At 72.1% G+C, this 18,208-nt stretch carries 17 protein-coding genes and 1 tRNA gene; 7 read left to right on the forward strand and 11 right to left on the reverse strand.

The genetic code is table 11. The features are described from left to right. Positions 1 to 19 precede the first annotated feature (19 nt). The 7 genes from AAEP86_RS01635 to AAEP86_RS01665 all read right to left on the reverse strand — a co-directional run bounded on the left by AAEP86_RS01635 (position 20) and on the right by AAEP86_RS01665 (position 7,399). Positions 20 to 742 carry an amino acid ABC transporter ATP-binding protein gene (locus AAEP86_RS01635; protein ID WP_420370430.1) on the reverse strand — a complete coding sequence of 241 codons (723 nt, stop codon included), beginning with the start codon at positions 740 to 742 and terminating at the stop codon, positions 20 to 22. Between the two features lie 104 nt (positions 743 to 846). Further along, positions 847 to 1,725: an amino acid ABC transporter permease gene (locus AAEP86_RS01640; protein ID WP_420368833.1), complete on the reverse strand. Its 879-nt coding sequence runs from the start codon at positions 1,723 to 1,725 to the stop codon at positions 847 to 849. Positions 1,726 to 1,729: 4 nt separating this feature from the next. Next, positions 1,730 to 2,554, reverse strand: coding sequence for an ABC transporter substrate-binding protein (locus AAEP86_RS01645; RefSeq protein WP_420368834.1), 825 nt, complete (start codon positions 2,552 to 2,554; stop codon positions 1,730 to 1,732). 148 nt (positions 2,555 to 2,702) lie between these two features. Continuing rightward, positions 2,703 to 3,200: a cupin domain-containing protein gene (locus AAEP86_RS01650; RefSeq protein ID WP_420368835.1), complete on the reverse strand. Its 498-nt coding sequence runs from the start codon at positions 3,198 to 3,200 to the stop codon at positions 2,703 to 2,705. Next, the gene (locus AAEP86_RS01655; RefSeq protein WP_420368836.1) at positions 3,197 to 4,549 is read right to left on the reverse strand and encodes an amidohydrolase family protein; all 1,353 of its coding nucleotides are present in this window, start codon (positions 4,547 to 4,549) and stop codon (positions 3,197 to 3,199) included. The genes AAEP86_RS01650 and AAEP86_RS01655 overlap by 4 nt, the downstream gene beginning before the upstream one ends. Next, entirely contained in the window at positions 4,546 to 6,231 is a 1,686-nt protein-coding gene (locus AAEP86_RS01660) for an adenosylhomocysteinase (protein ID WP_420368837.1), read from the reverse strand. The genes AAEP86_RS01655 and AAEP86_RS01660 overlap by 4 nt, the downstream gene beginning before the upstream one ends. 118 nt (positions 6,232 to 6,349) lie before the next feature. Next, positions 6,350 to 7,399 carry a PrsW family intramembrane metalloprotease gene (locus AAEP86_RS01665; RefSeq protein WP_420368838.1) on the reverse strand — a complete coding sequence of 350 codons (1,050 nt, stop codon included), beginning with the start codon at positions 7,397 to 7,399 and terminating at the stop codon, positions 6,350 to 6,352. 84 nt (positions 7,400 to 7,483) lie between these two features. On the opposite strand from AAEP86_RS01665, the gene AAEP86_RS01670 reads away from it, so the two are divergent. The 4 genes from AAEP86_RS01670 to AAEP86_RS01685 all read left to right on the forward strand — a co-directional run bounded on the left by AAEP86_RS01670 (position 7,484) and on the right by AAEP86_RS01685 (position 9,836). After that, complete coding sequence (locus AAEP86_RS01670) at positions 7,484 to 7,747, forward strand: glutaredoxin family protein (protein ID WP_420368839.1); 264 nt, start codon at positions 7,484 to 7,486, stop codon at positions 7,745 to 7,747. Positions 7,748 to 7,889: 142 nt separating this feature from the next. After that, positions 7,890 to 8,168: a GlsB/YeaQ/YmgE family stress response membrane protein gene (locus AAEP86_RS01675; RefSeq protein WP_420368840.1), complete on the forward strand. Its 279-nt coding sequence runs from the start codon at positions 7,890 to 7,892 to the stop codon at positions 8,166 to 8,168. Positions 8,169 to 8,332: 164 nt separating this feature from the next. Beyond that, positions 8,333 to 9,292 carry a hypothetical protein gene (locus tag AAEP86_RS01680; protein ID WP_420368841.1) on the forward strand — a complete coding sequence of 320 codons (960 nt, stop codon included), beginning with the start codon at positions 8,333 to 8,335 and terminating at the stop codon, positions 9,290 to 9,292. An 82-nt stretch (positions 9,293 to 9,374) separates the two neighbouring features. Continuing rightward, on the forward strand, positions 9,375 to 9,836 hold the full coding sequence (locus tag AAEP86_RS01685) for a hypothetical protein (RefSeq protein WP_420368842.1): 462 nt from the start codon (positions 9,375 to 9,377) through the stop codon (positions 9,834 to 9,836). A gap of 33 nt (positions 9,837 to 9,869) precedes the next feature. Here AAEP86_RS01685 and AAEP86_RS01690 read toward each other — a convergent pair whose 3' ends face one another. Both AAEP86_RS01690 and nadE read right to left on the reverse strand, forming a co-directional pair. After that, positions 9,870 to 11,324, reverse strand: a complete 1,455-nt coding sequence (locus tag AAEP86_RS01690; protein WP_420368843.1) for an SPFH domain-containing protein — start codon at positions 11,322 to 11,324, stop codon at positions 9,870 to 9,872. Positions 11,325 to 11,497: 173 nt separating this feature from the next. Then, complete coding sequence (nadE, locus tag AAEP86_RS01695) at positions 11,498 to 12,325, reverse strand: ammonia-dependent NAD(+) synthetase (protein WP_420368844.1); 828 nt, start codon at positions 12,323 to 12,325, stop codon at positions 11,498 to 11,500. A 123-nt stretch (positions 12,326 to 12,448) separates the two neighbouring features. Between nadE and AAEP86_RS01700 the strand changes: the two genes are divergently transcribed. The 3 genes from AAEP86_RS01700 (at position 12,449) to AAEP86_RS01710 (ending at position 16,219) form a co-directional block, all read left to right on the forward strand. Beyond that, a complete protein-coding gene (locus tag AAEP86_RS01700; protein ID WP_420368845.1) occupies positions 12,449 to 12,910 on the forward strand; it encodes a MarR family winged helix-turn-helix transcriptional regulator in 462 nt (153 codons plus the stop codon). Positions 12,911 to 13,125: 215 nt separating this feature from the next. Next, positions 13,126 to 14,577 carry an MATE family efflux transporter gene (locus AAEP86_RS01705; RefSeq protein WP_420368846.1) on the forward strand — a complete coding sequence of 484 codons (1,452 nt, stop codon included), beginning with the start codon at positions 13,126 to 13,128 and terminating at the stop codon, positions 14,575 to 14,577. A 499-nt stretch (positions 14,578 to 15,076) separates the two neighbouring features. Continuing rightward, positions 15,077 to 16,219 (forward strand): AI-2E family transporter, encoded by a 1,143-nt coding sequence (locus tag AAEP86_RS01710; protein WP_420368847.1) that lies wholly within the window; start codon positions 15,077 to 15,079, stop codon positions 16,217 to 16,219. 313 nt (positions 16,220 to 16,532) lie between these two features. Here AAEP86_RS01710 and argG read toward each other — a convergent pair whose 3' ends face one another. Together argG and AAEP86_RS01720 are read right to left on the reverse strand one after the other, a co-directional pair. Then, positions 16,533 to 17,975: an argininosuccinate synthase gene (argG, locus tag AAEP86_RS01715; RefSeq protein ID WP_420368848.1), complete on the reverse strand. Its 1,443-nt coding sequence runs from the start codon at positions 17,973 to 17,975 to the stop codon at positions 16,533 to 16,535. 155 nt (positions 17,976 to 18,130) lie between these two features. After that, a tRNA-Arg gene (locus AAEP86_RS01720) sits at positions 18,131 to 18,205 on the reverse strand. Between the last annotated feature and the right edge of the window lie 3 nt (positions 18,206 to 18,208).

An 18,208-nucleotide genomic window follows, 5' to 3' on the forward strand; every position in this document is an offset into this window, starting at 1 on the left:
CAGCCGGGCGGGCACGGCGTCAGGCGTGGACGCGCGCCAGGAACTCGACGAGCGCCGGGTGCCCCGGCGCGTCGAGCACCTCGGCCGGTGTCCCGTGCTCGACGACCTCGCCGCGGTGCAGGAACACGATCCGGTCGGCGACGTTCCGCGCGAAGTGCATCTCGTGCGTCGTCATCAGGATCGTGGAGCCCTGCCGCTTCAGCTCGGTCACGAGGTCGAGCACCTCGCCGACGAGCTGCGGGTCGAGCGCACTCGTCACCTCGTCGAGCAGCAGCAGCTCGGGGTCGGAGGCGATGGCCCGGACGATCGCGACGCGCTGCTGCTGGCCACCGGAGAGACGGTCCGGGTAGGCGTCGGCGAAGTCGCCGAGGCCGATCCGGTCGAGCAGCCGTCGGGCGGTCGCCTCGGCCTCGGCCTTCCCGATCCCGTGCACCTGCCGCGATGCGAGGGTCACGTTGTCGAGGACGCTCATGTGCGGGAACAGGTTGAACTGCTGGAAGACGACGCCGATGCGGGCCCGGGTGGCGTCCACGTCGGTGCGCGGGTCGGCGATGTCCGTGCCCCGCAGCAGGATCTCGCCGTCGTCGATGCCCTCGAGGAGGTTCACCGTCTTGAGCAGGGTGGACTTGCCGGAGCCCGAGGCCCCGATGACGCAGATGACCTCGTGGCGGTGGACGGTCAGGTCGATGCCGCGCAGGACCTCGTGCTCGCCGAAGGCCTTGCGCAGCCCGCGCAGTTCCAGGACGGGGGCCGCCGTCGGCGACCCGCCCCGCGCCTCCTGGCCGTCGACCGGACGGGAGGCGCGACCCGCGCCCGCCTGGCCGCTCCCGGCCCGCGCTGCCTCGCTCACACGGTCCCTCCGATCTGCTCGCGCCGCTGCTGCCGCCGTGCGATCGCGTCGGTGACGCGGATCAACGGCAGGCTGATCACCACGAACAGCAGGCCGGCGACGAAGTACGGCGTGAAGTTGTACGTCTCGGCCTGGGCGATCTGCGCCGACCGGACCGCGTCGACGGCGCCGAGGATCGACACCAGCCCGACGTCCTTCTGCATCGACACGAAGTCGTTCATCAGCGCCGGTGTCACCTTCCGGATCGCCTGCGGCAGCACCACCAGCCGGAGCGTCTTCGCGTGCGAGAGGCCGAGCGACCGGGCGGCGAGCCGCTGCGAGGGGTGCACCGCCTCCATGCCGGCACGGAGCACCTCGGCGATGTACGACGAGTACGTCAGCACGATCGCGATGGTGCCCCAGACCTCGGCGGGCAGCCGCGGGAACACCCCGAGCCCGGGGATCCCGTAGCCGACGAGGTAGAGCACGATGATGAGCGGCAACCCGCGGAACAGGTCGGTGTAGCCGGTCGCGAGCATGCGCAGCGGGAAGAACACCGGGTTGCGCAGTCCCCGCACCACGGCGAGGAGCGTGCCCAGGACCGCGACGCCGATCGCGCTGAAGAACAGGATCCGGACGTTCAGCCAGAGGCCCAGCAGGATCTCCGGGAAGGTGTCGATCGCGGTCTGCGGGTCGAAGAACGACTGCTGGACCGCGGCCCAACCCGGGGTGTTGACGACGCCGAAGTACACGACCGCGACGACGACGAGCGTCGACACCACCGAGACCACGATCGACCGGCGTCCGCGCTGCCGACGGTAGAGCCGACGCTCCAGTTCGACCTGGCTCGGCGCGGGGGCGGCGACCGGGGTGCCGGCGCCGGCGGGGACGCTCATGCGACTACTTCAGGACGGGGGTGTCGGTCTCCGAGGAGAGCCACTTGGTCTGCAGGTCCTGCAGGGCGCCGTCGTCGTCGAGCGCCTTCAGGGCCGCGTCGACCTTGCTCGTGAGCTCCGACCCCTTCGGGAGCACGAAGCCGAACTGGTCGCCCTTGCCGTCCGCGGGGAACTGCGCCGAGACCGTCCCCTTGCCGTCGAGCTGCGCGCCGGACATGTAGAACGCCGTCGGCAGGTCGGTGACGATCGCGTCGATCTGCCCGGACTTGAGCGCGAGGACCGCGTCGTCGTTCGAGTTGAAGACCTGCGGGGTGACGCCGAGGACGTCCTTCACGCTCGTGATGCTCGTGGACCCGGTCGCAACGCCGATCGCGTCCTGCTGCAGCGCGCTGATCGTGGTGTCACCGGCGGCCTTCGAGCCCTCGGTTGTCACCACGGCCTGGGTCGTCGTGTAGTACGGCGTGGACATGTCGACCGCCTTCTTGCGCTTGGCGTCGATCGAGAACTGCTGGACGTTGAGGTCCCAGTCCTTCGGGCCGGGGGCGATGGCGCTGTCGAAGGTGCTCCGCTTCCACACCACGTCGGACTTCGCGTAGCCCATCTCCTTCGCGACCGCGTACGCCACGGCGGCCTCGAACCCCTTGCCGGACTGCGGCTTGTTGTCCTCGACCCACGGCGAGTACGCCGGCTGTCCGGTCGCGATCGTGAGCTTGCCGTCGGTGACGGTGCCGTCGGCGTTGCCGCTGCCGCCGGAGGCGCAGGCGGACATCGCGAGGGCGGCGACCGCGGCGGTGGCGACGGCGAGGGTGAGGCGGAGGGAACGGGTCACGGTCGGGCCTTCGTGAGGGGGTCGGGGCAGGAGGAAGTGTACTTCGGCGTGGGATACCAGCGCGAAACCGGTGTCACGGCGCGACGTGCGCGGTGACGCCGGCGGCGGCAGCGGCAGCGGCAGCGGCAGCGGCAGCGGCAGCGGCAGCTCAGTCGTGCATCGTGAAGTCCTCGAAGGAGAACCCCGGCGAGACGAGGCAGCTCAGCAGGACCTCGCCGTCGCCCGGCAGCGTGCGCTGCCAGACGCCACCCCGCACGAACGCCTGCGCGTCGTTCACCCGGTCGCGCCCGGCGTCCGGCCCGAGGGTGATGGTCGCCCCGGGGACCGGCTCGTCGCCGTCGCCGCCGAGCTGCAGGTCGACGGCGTCCGGTCCGTGCCACATCCAGATCTCGTCGTTCGTGACCCGGTGCCACGCCGACGCCTCACCCGGGGGCAGCAGGAAGTGGATGAGCGTCGCGGCGGGCCGGTCCCCCGCCGGGGTCGTCACCGTCGCGGGCGAGGTCCAGGTGCGGACGTACCACCCGCCTTCCGGGTGCGGCTCCATGCCGAGCGCGACGGCACGCTTCGGGACGTCGAGCCACTCGATCAGCTCGCCGCCCACCGTGCGTCGTGCGGCCATGCCGGGTCGGGGTGCGGTTTCGGTCACGGTTCCTCCACGGGGTTCGGGGTGAGTGCACGGTCGGCCGCCCGGACGACGCCGCGGACGACGGTGGCGACCGCGCGGCCGGCTCCGTCCTCGACGAGCTCGGCCATCGCGTCGGGCACGGTGCGGGCGTCGACGTCGAACACCGCGAGGTCGGCGCGGGCGCCCACGGCGAGGTGTCCGACGCGGTCCGGTCCGACGGCGAGCCCCATCGCGTGGGCGCCGCCGAGCGTCGCCGCGGTCAGGAGCCGCCCGTGCAGGTTGCGGTGGCCGTACCCCTGCGAGCGGGCGATCCGGTGCAGCGCGGTGACGTCGGCCATCAGGTCGAGCGACGGCGACGACGACAGCGAGTCGGTGCCGATCGCGATCGGGCTGCCCTCGCGCAGGTAGTCGGCGACCGGCGGCGGGTCGAGCCCGATGACCGCGTTCGACCGGGGGCAGAGCGCCACCGCGGTCCCCCGGGCCCGGAGCAGTGCCCGGTCGGCAGCGGTCACGTAGACGCCGTGCGCGATGTGGCAGTCCGGGCCGAGGACGCCGAGCCGGTCGACGAACGCGGTGGCGCTCGCGCCGAACCCGAGCGCTCGCATGGCCCGGAACGACGGCGCGTTCGCGAGGTGCCAGTCGGTGCCATGGCCGACGCCGTCGACGCCCTCGAGCCCCGGGACGGGGCCGAGCGCGACCCGCTCGCCCTCGAACGCGGCCTCGCCGAGGTGGAGGTGCAGCCGCAGTCCGCGCTGGCGCACGATGTCCGGCAGCTCGAGCAGCGGCGCGACGTCGAGCGAGTACGGCGCGTGCGGGGAGAGGCCGGCGGCCGGCGTCGTCGGGAAGCGTTCGAGCTCGGCGAGGACCTGGTCGCGGCCGTGCGTCTGCCACGCCGCGTTCTCCCAGTCCATGACCTCCCAGTAGGCGATGCCCCCGAGCCCGTGCGTCTCGAGCGCGGTCGCCGCCTCGATGTCGGTGACGACGTCCGCGATGCTCGTCACCCCGGCGAGGATCGACTGCTCGGCTCCGGCCGCCGCCTCGGCGCGCCAGTCGTGGGGCTCGGCGTAGTCCCCGTTGAACGCGGCAGCCCAGTCCTCGAAACCGTCGTACTGCCGCTGCCCGACACCCGCCATGCCGGTGTACTGCAGGTGCGTGTGGGCGTTCACGAGCCCGGGCAGGAGCGCGCCGCGCCACCGCCGCTCGGTGAACGCGGTCCCGGCCGCGACGAGCTGGTCGACGACCCAGGACCGGTCGCCGACGTGCAGGATGCGCCCGTCGCGCACGGCGACCGCCCCGTCGGCGATCGGCGGCGCGGTCATCGGGACGACGATCCGCGCGGAGTGCACGGTGACCGCGCGGTCCGCGGTCACGACGGGTCCCCGAAGCGGCGGGTCCGGACGTCGGGCGCGCGGTCCGCCGGGTGCTCCGCGGGCAGGCCGGGAGGCGCGGGCCGGCTCCCGAACGCGGCGAGCGCCACCCGGGCGGTCGCCTCGTCCACCGCGGGGTCGATCGGCACGACGGCACGGTCGAGCTCGTCGCCGTGTTCGAGGAGCATCCGGACCGCCCCGAGCTGTGCGGCGAAGGACAGGTCCATGATCTCGACCGGGTTGCCCTCGGCGGCGGTGATGTTGATGCACCCGCCGTCGTCGAGCACGACCACGTGGTGGCCGTCCGCCCACGCGAAGCGCTCCGCCTTGCGGCCGACCGCGGTCCGCACGGCCCCGTCGGCGAGCGCCGCGTCGACCGCGACCTCCTGCTCGACCCCACCGGCGACCGCCACGACGGCGCCGTCCGCACAGGCCCGGAGCGCCGCGAGGTCGATCGTGTCGGCGACCCCGGTCGCGCTCATCACCAGGTCGGCGTCGCGTACCGCGTCGACGAGCGGCGCGACCTCGTACCCGGCGAAGAGCGCCTGCAGGGCGCGCACGGGGTCGGTCTCGGCGACCGTGACGCGGAAGCCGAGGGCGTGGAGCACCAGGGCGACCCCCTCGCCGACGTGCCCGAATCCGGTGACGACCGCTGCGCCTCCCGGGCGGACCCGGTCGCTGCCGGACGGGAGTCCGTCGACCAGGTCGAGCACCGCGAACACCGTCGACTGCCCGGTGCCGTACCGGTTGTCGAAGAACGTCTTCGTGCGGGCGTCGTTCACCGCGACGACCGGGATGCCGAGCTCGCCGCGCGACGCCATCACCCGCAGGGGGCGGAGTCCGCTCGTCGTCTCCTCCGCTGCCCCGAGCATCGTCGGCAGCAGGTCCGGGCGCTCCTGGTGGGCGAGGCGGATGACGTGGGAACCGTCGTCGAGCAGGATGTGCGGACGCGTGTCGAGCATCGCGAGCGCGAGGTCCTTCTGTTCCGCGACGGTCGCCGTGCTGCTCGCGTGCACCGGGACCCCGGCGCGACGGAGGGCCTCGGCGACGGCGTCGTCCGTCTCGTCGGCGTGCGCGTAGACGACGACCTCGGCGCCGGCGTCGCGGAGCAGCAGGCTCAGCACCGCCGTCTTCGGTTCGAGGACCATGCTCACGCCGATGCGGGTGCCACGCAGGAGTCCGCCGTCGCGCAGTTCGGCGGCGACCGCACGCGAGACCGGCATCGCGCGTCGCGCCCAGCGCAGGCGGGCGTCGGCGGCCGGGTCGGCCTCCGGTTCGCGCCCGGTGGAGACCAGGAAGACGTCGTCGGAGAGCGTCGGGACGCCGAGGACCCCCGGCCGCACGTTCGTCACCGGGCCGAACGCGTCCTCGTCGACCGCGGGGACGTGCCGTCCGGCGTCGACGACGACGAGGGTCGCGCCGCGGGGACGGTCCGCCTCGCGTTCGACGACGGCGGTGCTGTCGTCCGGCGTCCCGAGGCACCACAGCTGGTCGACGGGTTCGTGGTCCGCGGCGGGGCGTGCGCCGAGGCCGGTCAGCAGTTCGTGCAGCGCGGCGGTGTCGCGGGGGTCGCCGCCGACGATGCGGAAGCGCCGGGCGGCGACGAGCAGGTTCGTCGCGGACGCGAAGCGCCGCACGGCCGCCGAGGCCCAGGCGCGCGTCGCGGGGTCGGGTCCGGGCGGCATGCCTCAATCGTAGGGCGAGGGCGTGGCCCCGCGACCGTCGGGGGCGGGGGCTGCGCGGCGGCGGCAGGGGTGGCGCGGCTGCTCGGGCGAGCGTGTGCGGGACGGACGCGGCGGCGGGTCAGGCGAGGGTGTGCGGCGGAGGCGTGCCGTCCCAGTCCGGCCGGCGGTCGTCGCGGCCGTCCGACCACGCCGACGCGCGACCGTCGGCGAGCACAGCACCGCCGGGCGCGCTGCCGGGCACGCCGTCGGTGGGCGTGCCCGGATCGCTCGGCGTTGCCGCGGCTCGGCGCCGGGCCCGCAGGAGCACGGTCACGAGGACGGCGACGCCGACCGCCGACACGATCGCGAGGCCGACCACGTACAGCGTCGTGGCGAGGCCCGCGATCGACGCCGGCACCGCGCCGTTCCGTGCCGCCGACAACGGGGTGCCGGTGAACACGAACGCGAGCACCGTCGAGATCGTCGAGTTCGAGTCCCACAGCCCGTGCAGCAGCGCGACGCCGACGTACGCGACCGGGATCGACCACGCCCAGCGGAAGCGGGCACGCCCGTGTGCGGCCCCGAACAGCACCGCTCCGAGGATCGCCGTCCACAGCACGTGGCCCACCGGCGACAGGATCGCGCGCACGACCTCCGTCTGCAGCAGGGACACGAGATCGATGCCCCGTGTCGTGATCGCCGCGTTGAACGCGTACCCGGCCGACTCGAACGCGGCGAAGCCGGCCCCGACCGTCGCCCCGAGGAGCGCACCCTGCCGTGCCGTCTTCGGTCGGACCCGCCAGCCGACCACGACCAGCAGGACGCCCTTGACGAACTCCTCGACGAAGCCGACCACGATGTAGATGCCCGGGCCGGCTCGGAGGTCCGCTTCGAGGAGGGACGCTCCGAGCACGCCGAGGATGCCGCCGACGAAGAACGCGACGACGAGCTGCATGGTGCTCACCGAACCGGTGACCCGCTCGATCACGAAGAGCACGACGGTGAAGGGCACGAGGAAGCTGCCGAGCAGGATGATCGTCGGCACGAGGTTCGTGTTGCTCGTCGAGACCGTGACGACGATGGTCACGACCCAGAGCACGAACCCCGCGAGGAGGGTCTTCCACCACCAGCCGTGCCGGTGGTGTGGGTGCACGGTGCTGACGGCGGTGGCGTCCGAGGGCAGGCTCATGGGGACATGGTGCTCCGGTGCTGCACGGAGCGGTCTCGGTGCGCGGCGGGAATGGTCGCGAGCGCGCCGGTGTTCTGGGTCGGCATGACTGACGACACGTTCGACAAGGTGACGATGTTCGGAGCCGACTGGTGCCGCGACTGCCGGCGGTCGAAGGCGCTGCTCGACACGCTCGGCGTGGACTACGAGTACGTCGACGTCGAGGCGGACCTCTCCGCCGCGGACCGCGCCGAGGCGATCAGCGGGCGGAAGAACATCCCCGTCGTGGTCCTGCCGAACGGCAAGCACTTCGTCGAGCCGTCCGACGCCGAGCTGCGCTCCGAGCTCGAGGCCTCCGGCGTCGTCTGACCGCACGACGGGCGGCACGGTCGAGCGCGCGGCAGCCCGAACCGCGAACCTGAGTGCACGCTGAGGGACGAGAGAGTTGCATCAGTTGCTGGTCGTGAACCCGGCAACCCGCTGGACACGAGGACCCCACAAGGAGGAAACCGTGCTCGGTCTCATCATCAGCCTCATCGTCATCGGACTCATCGCTGGCGCCGTCGCCCGGCTCGTCATGCCCGGCAAGCAGCACATCTCGATCCCGATGACCATCCTCATCGGCATCATCGGCTCGTTCGTCGGGGGCTTCCTCGGCTTCCTGATCTTCCAGCACGACCCGATGGACGGCTTCTTCCAGCCGGCCGGCATCATCGGCTCGATCATCGGCGCGATCATCGTGCTGTTCATCTACCTGAAGCTCTCGGGCCGCAACCGCGCCCGCAGCTGATCGCTCGGCCGTCCGTGTGGCGGTCGACGAACCACGGATCCGACGTGGAACCAGGCGAACGCCCGGTTCCACGTCGGATTCGTGGTTTCCGGGGTCTCCATCGGCCCGGCGACGAGCATTCTCGGTGGGGAGCCCGCGGCCGTCGGCCCCGCTAGCGTGGACTCATGGGGCGCTTGAGGTGGGACGATCTGCCGCCCGGCCTCCGCGCACGCGTGCAGGACGTGCTCGGTGACGCGGTCTCCGATGCCCGGTCACAGGCGGAAGGGTTCTCCCCCGGGAGCGCGGACCGCATCACGACGCTGACCGGGCGCCGTGCGTTCGTGAAGGCGATCTCCCGGTCGCGGAACCCGGACGGCTTCGGCCTGCACGAGCAGGAAGCCCGTGTGGTGCGGCAGCTCCCGAGATCCGTCCAGGCTCCACGGATGATCGGCGTGGTCGAGGACGAGTTCGCCGGCGACGACTGGATCGCGCTCGTCCTCGACGACGTCGACGGGCGCCACCCCGGCGGAGCCGGCGACGACTCGGACGTCGCCGCTGTGCTCGACGCGCTCGACACCCTCCCCGTCGCCACGGGGGCGTTGCTGACACTGCCCCGGCTCGCCGACGAACTCGCCGAGGAGTTGGGCGCGTGGGACCGCATGCTCGACGCGGGACTGCCTGCGGCCGTTCCGCCACACGTCGCTGCCGAGGCGCGGGCGTTCGCCCGGACCGCGACCGGTGCCGCCGCGGTGCTCGACGGGGAGCACCTGACCCACGTCGACTGTCGGGCCGACAACCTGCTGGTCGACGCCGTCGGTCGGGTCTGGGTGATCGACTGGCCGTGGGCCGCCGTCGGCGCGCACTGGTTCGACCCCCTGACCTACCTGCTCGACGTCCTCGTGCGCGGGGATGCGGTCGACGTCGAGCGGCACCTGGCGACCCACCGGCTGTTCACCGAGCTGCCCGCCTCCGCGGTCGACGCCGTGCTCGCCGGACTCGCGGGCACCTTCCTCGAGAAGGCGTCCCGACCGGCGGTCCCGCACATGCCGGAGCTGCGAGGGTTCCAACGGCGAGAGGGCCTCGCCGCCGCCGAGTGGCTCCTCCGCCGCTGGTCCGCGCGCGACGGATCGGCAACCCGACCGTGATGCGCGGACCGGCCGTCCCTCCGACTGCGGAGGTACCCCGACCTCCAGGGAACGCGGTGTGCCGGAGCGTACGGTCCACCCCATGACTGACGAGCACGACAGCACCCCGCGTCCGGAGGACGACGCCGCGCGCCTCGGTCTCGTCGTCGTCGGCGAGGCAGCAGCACTGCACTCGGGTGACGATGCGGCCCTGGACGCGAGCGAGCAGAACATCCGCGACACCATCGACGAACTCGTCGACGAACCGCTGACCGAACGGCAGGAAGAGGTCGTCGAACGCCTCGCCGCCGCCGGCGGCACCTTGACCGCCGGCCTGAGCGGCGCGCTGGCCGCACAGACGGGCCGCAGCGTCGACGACCTGCTCGAGGGCGCTGCGCGCAGCGTGGTCTGGCAGCAGCGGCTGGCCCAGGAACGCGACGAGCGGGCGGAGCGCGGCGAGGCCGAGGACGCCTTCGATCCGCGTGACGACCACCGCGGCGAGCGCGAGGACGCCGGTGGCCAACAGCGTGACCGCCGGAACCACGACGGGCACGACGAGGCCTGAGCCCCGCCGCGCCCGAAACGCGTCGGCCGACGCCTAGTCGGCGGGAGCCGGCTCCGGGGTCTGCTCGCGGACGACGGCGCGGGCCGCGGCCTGACCGGTCGTCGTGCTCTTGACGATGTCGCTCAGCGTGAACCCGGCCGTGGTGCCGAGCAGCGCGTCCACCTCGCTGAACTGACTGACGACGCTCTTCGAGAGCGCACCCGCTCCGTCGGACGACACGACTGTCAGCTTGTCGATGTTCCCCATCGGTGCGGCCAGTTCACGGGCGATGCTCGGCAGCGTCTCGATGGCCTTCACCCGGAGGACCGCCTCGGAGTGCTGGGCGAGGGCGTCGGCCTGGGCCTTCGTGGCGTCGGCCTCGGCCTGACCCTTGGCGCGGATCGCGTCGGCCGCGGCTTCTCCCTCGGCACGTGAGGCGTCGGCGGCGAGCTTGCGGGCCTCGGACTCGGCCTTCGCCTCGGCAGCGATCGCCTCGGCGGAGATGCGACGGGCCTCGGCCTGGGCGCGTGCGGTCTCGACCTGCGCGGCAGCCGCGGCCTCGGCCTCGACCCGGGTCTTCCGGGCCTGCGCCTCGGCGACGGCGGACACCTCGGACTCGAGCTCGGCGCGACGGAGTTCGGCGCGCTTCTGCGCCGTGAGCTGCTCCTGCTCGACGACGCCCTGCGCCGCCCGCGCCTGGGCGAGCGGCCCGGCGGCCGCGGCCTCGGCGGACGCACGGTCGGCGTCGAGCTGCAGGGCGGCACGGCGGATCGCGAGGGTGTTCTCGGCCTCGGCGATCGCCTGGTCGGCGGTGGCCCGGGCCTCGCGTGCTTCGCGGTCTGCCTGCGCCTCGGCGTTCTCGGCCTCGAGCCGCACCCGCGCACGCTCGGCACGGCCGAGGTCGCTGATGTACTCGTTGCGGTCCGAGATGCCCTTGATCTCGAACGAGTCGACGTCGAGACCCTGGCTGTGCAGCGCGTCCTGTGCGACGGTGAGCACGGCGACGGTCAGCTGGTCGCGGTTCCGGATGATCGTGGACACGTCGGTCGCACCGATCGAGGCACGGAGGGACCCGGACAGGACCTCGCGCGCGAAGTCGTCGATCTTCTTCTCTTGTCCGAGAAAGCGCTGCGCGGCGGCGCGGATCGAGGAGTCGGCCTCGCCGACCTTGACGAGCGCCACCGCCTCGACGTCGATCGTCACGCCGCGGGAGTCCTGCGCGTTCACGTTGATGTCGATCGCCCGCGAGCTGAGCGACAGCTTCGCGACCTTCTCGAAGAACGGTCGGACGAGCACCCCGGCGCCGAGCACGACCTTGATGCCGGACTCGACGGTCTCGGTGCCGTCGGCGTTCTTGACCTTGCGGGAGCGCTTGCCCGTGATGATGAGCGCTTCGTCCGCGCCCGCGTTGCGGTACACGACCTTGGCGTAGATCAGCGCGATGACCGCCAGGACGATGATCCCGATGATGATCAGCGGCACGGCTCCGAGCGCGAACAGGACTTCCATGACTCCCCCTCCGGACCAGGGCTCTGCCTGGATTCCGCATCTGTTGTTCCGTTGCCTCCCATCCTAGGAGCGGGGTCCGGCGGCCGGAAGGAACCCGTCGAGGGCTGTGGACAGACGCCAGGCGCGGTGCAGGTCGGACCTGCACCGCGCCTGGCGGAGGGTTCCGCGCGCGCCTACGCGCCGACACGCCACCAGTCGTCGAAGGGCGTCGCCGGGACCTGGCGCTTGTGCTCCGTCGCGCGGTAGCGCGACTCGATCGCCTCGGCGACCTCGACGGGCACGTCGTGGCCCTGCAGGTAGGCGTCGATCTCGGCGTAGCTGAGGCCGAGGTTCGCCTCGTCGGTCTGACCGGGGGTCTCGTCGAGCAGGTCCGCGGTGGGGGCCTTCTCGTACAGGCGGGCCGGGGCACCGAGGTGCTCGAGGAGCTGTCGGCCCTGACTCTTGGACAGGCCGGTCAGCGGGGTCAGGTCGACGCCGCCGTCGCCGTACTTCGTGAAGAAGCCGGTCACGGCCTCGGCCGCGTGGTCGGTTCCGACCACGAGCAGGCCGCGCTGGCCGGCGACGGCGTACTGGGCGACCATGCGCATGCGCGCCTTCACGTTGCCCTTCACGAAGTCGCTCAGCGGCACGCCCGACGCGGCGGTGTCCTGCACCACCCCGTCGACGCCGTGCTCGATGTTGATCGTGATGCCGGGGTCGGCCGCGATGAACTGCAGGGCGAGCTGCGCGTCGTCCTCGTCCGCCTGCACGCGGTAGGGCATCCGCACGGTGGTGAACTCCGCGGGGTGCCCCTCGGCGCGGAGGGACTCGACGGCGAGCTGCGTCAGGCGCCCGGCGAGCGTGGAGTCCTGACCGCCGCTGATCGCGAGGAGGTACCCCTTCGCGCCGGTGGTCAGCAGGTAGTCGCGCAGGAACCCGACCCGACGGGCGACCTCCTGCTCGGGGTCGATGGTCGGCTGGACGTTGAGGTCCGCTGCGATGGCGGCTTGGAGTTCACGCACCACCTCAGTATCCCGCTGGGACCGCCCGTGCGCACGGGTTCGATGGTCGGATCCGCGGTTCACCGGACGGGAGAACAGATCAGTCCGTTGACAGTTAGAGTTCGAACAGTTAGTGTTCTGACCATGACGCAGCAGGCACCCCGCGCGCAGCACGCTCCCCGGATGGACTCACCGCTCCAGCAGATGCGGTGGATCGGGTGGGCGCAGCGCAAGGCCGCCGAGGAGTGGGTCCGCGAACGCGACCTCACCCAGGAGCAGTCCTTCGTGCTCGGGTACCTGCAGCGCTCACCCGGGGCGATCCAGCGGGACATCGCCGACATCACCCGGACGAGTGCGGCCAGCGTCTCGAGCCTGCTGCAGGGGCTCGAGCGTCGCGGCCTCGTCGAGCGACGCGCGGACGCCGGGAACGCCCGGACGAAGCGGGTCCACGCCACCGATGCGGGCACCGCCCTCATCGCCGGGTTCGAGGACGCCATGCTCGCCCTCGACGACACCCTGCTCGCGCCGCTCGACGCGGACGAGCGGGCCACGCTGCAGGCGCTCCTGCAGAAGGTGACGGCAGACCTGCCGGAGCCCACCCGCTAGGACCGACGCTCCCAGCGTTCCCCGCGCCTCCCGGCCGACGGCCGGCGAGGCCGACCACGCGACCGCACCCGCGGCCGCGCACCACGCGACCGCACACGCGGCCGCGCACCGTGCGACCGCGCCCGCGGCCGCCCACCCACGCGACCGCATCCGCGGCCCGTGCGCGCCGTCCTGCCCGGAAGGGCGGGCGGGGCCCTGCCCAGAAGGAGGCAGCCATGAGCACCACGACACCCACCGCCGAGGGCACCACGACCGCGACCGCCGCGGCGAGGAACCGCTGGTACCTCTCCGCCGCCCCCATCGGACGCGCCCTCGTGCACCTGTGCGTGCCGATGGCCGCCGCGATGGTCGTCAGCGCCGTCTACAACGTCATCAACGCGGGCTTCATCGGCTCGCAGCACGACACGGCCCTGCTCGCCGCCATCACGTTCGGCACCCCGCTCCTGGGCATCATCATGGCGGTCGGCGGTGTGTTCGGTGTCGGCGGCAGTGCGCTGATGTCCCGCATGCTCGGCGCATCGGAGCACGACCCCGCCGTGGCGCAGGACATCAAGCGCGTGGCGTCCTTCGCCCTGTGGGGCGCGATCGTCACCGGCGCCGTGCTCGCCGTGGTCGGACTGGTGTTCCTGCAGCCCCTCGTCGCCGTGCTCGGCGCGGACGCGGCGGCGGTCCCCGCGACGAGCGCCTACGTGTCCGTCATGCTCGCGTTCGTCCCGGTGCTCGCCGCGTCCTTCGCCCTCGAGCAGATCGTCCGGTCCGAGGGCGCCGCCCGCCAGGCGATGGTCGGCCTCGTGCTGTCGACCGTCGGCAACCTCGTGTTCGACGTCCTCTTCATCCTCGTGCTGCCCTGGGGTGTCGCCGGTGCAGCGCTCGCGATCGGCCTCGGCAACCTCGCCGCCATCGGGTACTGGGTCGTCTGGCTGCAGCGCCACAGCGAGAACGTCAGCTTCGCACCGCGGTGGGTCACGCTCCGGCCGGACATCCTGAAGGGCGTGTTCGGCGTCGGTTCGAGCGAGCTCCTGCAGGCCTCGTTCCTCATCGTCACGACCCTCGTGCTCAACAACCTCGCCGCCGCGTACGGCGACGACCCGCTCGCCGCGATGGGCGTGGCCGTCCGCGTCGCCCAGGTCCCCGAGTTCCTCGTGATGGGCGTCACGATCGGGGTCCTGCCGCTCCTCGCCTACGCCTTCGGCAAGGGCGACGCAGCCCGCCTCCGCGCCGCCCTCCGCGGAGCCGCACTCACCGTCGGCACGATCGTGCTGCTGTTCTCCGGCACGGTGTTCGTCTTCCGTGAGCAGGTGTTCACCGTCTTCTCCGGTGACCACGCGGTGCTCGCGATCGGCCTGACGATCCTGACCGCGCAGCTGGTCGCGACGATCGTCAACGGCTTCACCGGACTGCTCACCTCGCTGTTCCAGGCGACCGGCATGGTCGTGCCGGCGATGGTGCTCTCGATGGCGCAGGGCGTCCTGTTCATCCCGATCGTGCTCGTCGGCAACGTGTGGTTCGGGCTCGCCGGGATCATCTGGGCACTGACCGTGACCGAGGTGCTCGTCTTCGTCGCGGCCCTGGTGCTCTGGGCCACGGCCCGCGGTCGGATCGCGCGCGGCCTCGCGGCCGGGTCGCCGGAACGGGCGGACGCGATGGTGGAGGGAGCGGCCGCCTGACCGGCGACGGTCCCCGGACGGACTGGAGGCGCGGTGCCAGCCGGCACCGCGCCTCCAGTCCGTCGACCGGTCGCGCTGGTGCGCGTCCGGCAGCGGAGCCCTACGAGAGGACGAGTTCCAGCAACGAGCCGGCGACCGGCTGGACCGGGGTCCGGGTGGAACTCACGAACAGATCGGTGGCGGAGGAGCACGGAACGGTGGCGGCGGTCATGGGACGGCCCTTCGTCGGAGTGATGCGCACCCCGGATTCGACCAGACCCGCTCGCCGCGCCAGACCCCGCGGACCGCGGGGAGCATCAAGAACACGAGACCCTGTGTCGGCCTGGTCCCCTCACCGTAACGGCGTTCGGCGCCGCCGACGAACTCCCTCCGCAAACCGCATCGTCGAGGCGCTCAGCGGATCGGCACGTCGCCGTCGCACGGCGGGAATCGAACGGCCCGGACCGCGGGCCGGGTCGCCGGTACGGTGGGCGGGCACACCCGCACCCCGAGGAGCCAGATGCCCCTGTTCGGCAACACCCCCAGTACCCCGTCCACCACGGAACAACCGACGCACGTGGCGAGGCAGTGGTCGGACTCGTTCGGCGGCATCGCCACGCGGTGCCTGCAGGCCATCATCGTGCTCGTCATCGTGATCGGCATCGTCTACGCCGCCGCGACCCTGAGCGTCGTGACGATCCCGGTACTGCTCGCCCTCATCATCGCGTCCGCGATGCACCCCGTCGTCTCCTGGCTCCGGCGCCACAAGGTGCCGTCGGTGCTCGCGACGCTCGCGGTCCTCGTCGGCGTCCTCATCGTGCTCGGACTCGTCGGGTGGCTCATCGTCGTCGCCGTGGTGTCGCAGTGGCCCGACCTGCAGAAGTCCGCGCTGAGCGGCTTCGACAAGCTGCAGGACTTCGCGTCGACGCTGCCGTTCTCGATCGACCAGTCGCAGATCGACCAGGCCGTCAAGGGCGTGCAGGACTTCGTCACCAGCTCGCAGTTCGGTTCGGGCGCGCTCGCCGGCGCATCGGCCACGGCGAACTTCCTCACCGGCCTGGTGCTGATGATCGTCGTGCTGTTCTTCTTCCTCAAGGACGGGCCGCGCATCTGGGAGTTCCTGCTCCGCCCCTTCACCGGTGCGCGCTACCAGCGTGCTCGTCGCGTCGGTGACCGTGTCGTCCACACCCTCGGCGGCTACGTGCGCGGCACCGCGACCGTCGCAGCCGTCGACGCCATCGGCATCGGCGTCGGCATCGCGATCGTCGGGGTACCCCTCGCGCTCCCCCTCGCCGTCGTCGTGTTCATCACGGCGTTCATCCCGATCGTCGGCGCCACCGCGGCCGGCATCCTCGCGGCCCTCGTCGCACTCGTCGCGCTCGGCCCCGTCCAGGCGCTCATCGTGGTCGGCATCGTCGTGCTCGTCAACCAGCTCGAGGGCAACCTCCTGCAGCCGGTCCTGATGGGCAAGACGCTGAAGCTGCACGGACTCGTCATCCTCATCGGCCTGACCGCGGGCACCGTGCTCGCGGGCATCACCGGCGCGATCATCTCCGTTCCGCTGCTCGCCGCCGCGTGGGGTGCGATCCAGGTCTGGGACGGGCCGGACACGCCCGCACGCGCGTGGCGGCAGAAGCGGCCGGAGACGATCGAGGCGCGCTGACGACTGGCGGCGCGGGCGGCGCTGGTGCTCGTCCGCTGCCGGTCGGGTGCTCGTCCGGTGCCGGGCGGGCGCTCGTCCGGTGGGGCGGGCGCCGCGCGAGCTTGCTCGGTGCGTGCGCGGGGCGGCGGAGCGACAACGTCGGGGTCGTACGACGACGGGCTTGTCGCACGATGCACATGCATGCTCCGACACCCCACGCGTCGGACGACAGGTGCGATGTCGCACGATGCACACGCACCAGACGCGTGCGCAGCGTCCGACAACGACGAAGGGGCCCCCGCACACTGCGGAGGCCCCTTCGTCCGTGCTGTGGTCAGTCGGTGCCGGAGTCGAACGCGGCACCTTCGGACGCGGCGTCCGTCGCACGCCCGAGCGCGTCGTCGGCGTCCGACGTGACGACGGCGCCGCCGAGGATCTCCTCGGCCTCGCCCGACTCGAGCTGCCCGACGAGGTCCCCCGTGGCGCCGCCGATCAGGCCGGCTGCCGCGTACTGCTCGAGCCGCGACCGCGAGTCCGCGATGTCGAGGTTGCGCATGGTCAGCTGGCCGATGCGGTCGTCCGGGCCGAACGCGGCGTCGCCGACGCGTTCCATCGACAGCTTGTCCGGGTGGTACGACAGCGCCGGACCCGTGGTGTCGAGGATCGTGTAGTCGTCGCCGCGACGTAGGCGGAGCGTGACCTCGCCCGTGACCGCCGACGCGACCCAGCGCTGCAGGGACTCGCGGAGCATGAGGGACTGCGGGTCGAGCCAGCGCCCCTCGTACATGAGGCGCCCGAGCCGACGACCCTCGTTGTGGTACGACGCGACGGTGTCCTCGTTGTGGATCGCGTTGAGCAGGCGCTCGTAGGCGATGTGCAGCAGCGCCATGCCCGGCGCCTCGTAGATGCCGCGGCTCTTCGCCTCGATGATGCGGTTCTCGATCTGGTCCGACGCGCCGAGTCCGTGGCGACCACCGATCGCGTTGGCCTCGTAGACGAGCGCGACGGCGTCGGGGTACTCGACGCCGTTGATCGCGACCGGACGACCGGCTTCGAAGCGGACGGTGACGACCTCGGTCGCGACCTCGACGTCGTCACGCCAGGCGGCGACGCCCATGATCGGCTCGACGATGTCCAGGCCGCTGGAGAGCTCCTCGAGGCTCTTCGCCTCGTGCGTGGCACCCCAGATGTTCGCGTCGGTCGAGTACGCCTTCTCGGTGGAGTCCCGGTACGGGAAGCCGCGGGCGACGAGCCACTCGCTCATCTCCTTGCGGCCGCCGAGCTCGGCGACGAACTCGGAGTCGAGCCACGGCTTGTAGACGCGGAGGCGCGGGTTCGCCATCAGGCCGTAGCGGTAGAACCGCTCGATGTCGTTGCCCTTGTAGGTGGAGCCGTCGCCCCAGATGTCGACGCCGTCCTCCTTCATGGCACGGACGAGCATCGTGCCCGTCACCGCGCGGCCGAGGGGCGTCGTGTTGAAGTAGGTCTTGCCGCCGGAGCGGATGTGGAAGGCACCGGTCTGCAGGGCGACGAGGCCCTCTTCCACCAGGGCGCTCTTCGCGTCGACCAGTCGGGCGATCTCCGCGCCGTACTCGTGCGCGCGGCTCGGGACGGCGTCGATGTCCGGCTCGTCGTACTGGCCGATGTCGGCCGTGTACGTGCAGGGGATCGCTCCCTTCTCGCGCATCCAGGCAACGGCGCAGGAGGTGTCGAGACCTCCGGAGAACGCGATGCCGACTCGTTCGCCGACGGGGAGACTGCTCAGGACCTTGGACACGGGGTCAATCGTACGGGGCGCGCGGACCGGGCTACCGTCCAGCGCGACGGTTGTGGAGAACTCCCCGGCGAAGTGTCCCGGAAGGCCGCCCCCGCACGTCGACCTGTGGTGCCCCTGGACAGCACTGCAGGGACTCGAACCCCGCCGTCGACGTCTGGTGCCCCTGGAGGGACTCGAACCCCCAACCGTTTCCTTAGGACGGAACTGCTCTTCCATTGAGCTACAGAGGCTGG

It is taken from the genome of Curtobacterium sp. L1-20 (assembly GCF_048755855.1).
Taxonomy (GTDB): Bacteria; Actinomycetota; Actinomycetes; order Actinomycetales; family Microbacteriaceae; genus Curtobacterium.

Coding starts and splice junctions, on each gene's coding strand:
- AAEP86_RS01640 (WP_420368833.1), bottom strand. CDS start 1,725: ATGAGCGTCCCCGCCGGCGCCGGCACCCCGGTCGCCGCCCCCGCGCCG.
- AAEP86_RS01660 (WP_420368837.1), bottom strand. CDS start 6,231: ATGCCGCCCGGACCCGACCCCGCGACGCGCGCCTGGGCCTCGGCGGCC.
- AAEP86_RS01665 (WP_420368838.1), bottom strand. CDS start 7,399: ATGAGCCTGCCCTCGGACGCCACCGCCGTCAGCACCGTGCACCCACAC.
- AAEP86_RS01670 (WP_420368839.1), top strand. CDS start 7,484: ATGACTGACGACACGTTCGACAAGGTGACGATGTTCGGAGCCGACTGG.
- AAEP86_RS01680 (WP_420368841.1), top strand. CDS start 8,333: ATGGGGCGCTTGAGGTGGGACGATCTGCCGCCCGGCCTCCGCGCACGC.
- AAEP86_RS01685 (WP_420368842.1), top strand. CDS start 9,375: ATGACTGACGAGCACGACAGCACCCCGCGTCCGGAGGACGACGCCGCG.
- AAEP86_RS01690 (WP_420368843.1), bottom strand. CDS start 11,324: ATGGAAGTCCTGTTCGCGCTCGGAGCCGTGCCGCTGATCATCATCGGG.
- AAEP86_RS01700 (WP_420368845.1), top strand. CDS start 12,449: ATGACGCAGCAGGCACCCCGCGCGCAGCACGCTCCCCGGATGGACTCA.
- AAEP86_RS01705 (WP_420368846.1), top strand. CDS start 13,126: ATGAGCACCACGACACCCACCGCCGAGGGCACCACGACCGCGACCGCC.
- AAEP86_RS01710 (WP_420368847.1), top strand. CDS start 15,077: ATGCCCCTGTTCGGCAACACCCCCAGTACCCCGTCCACCACGGAACAA.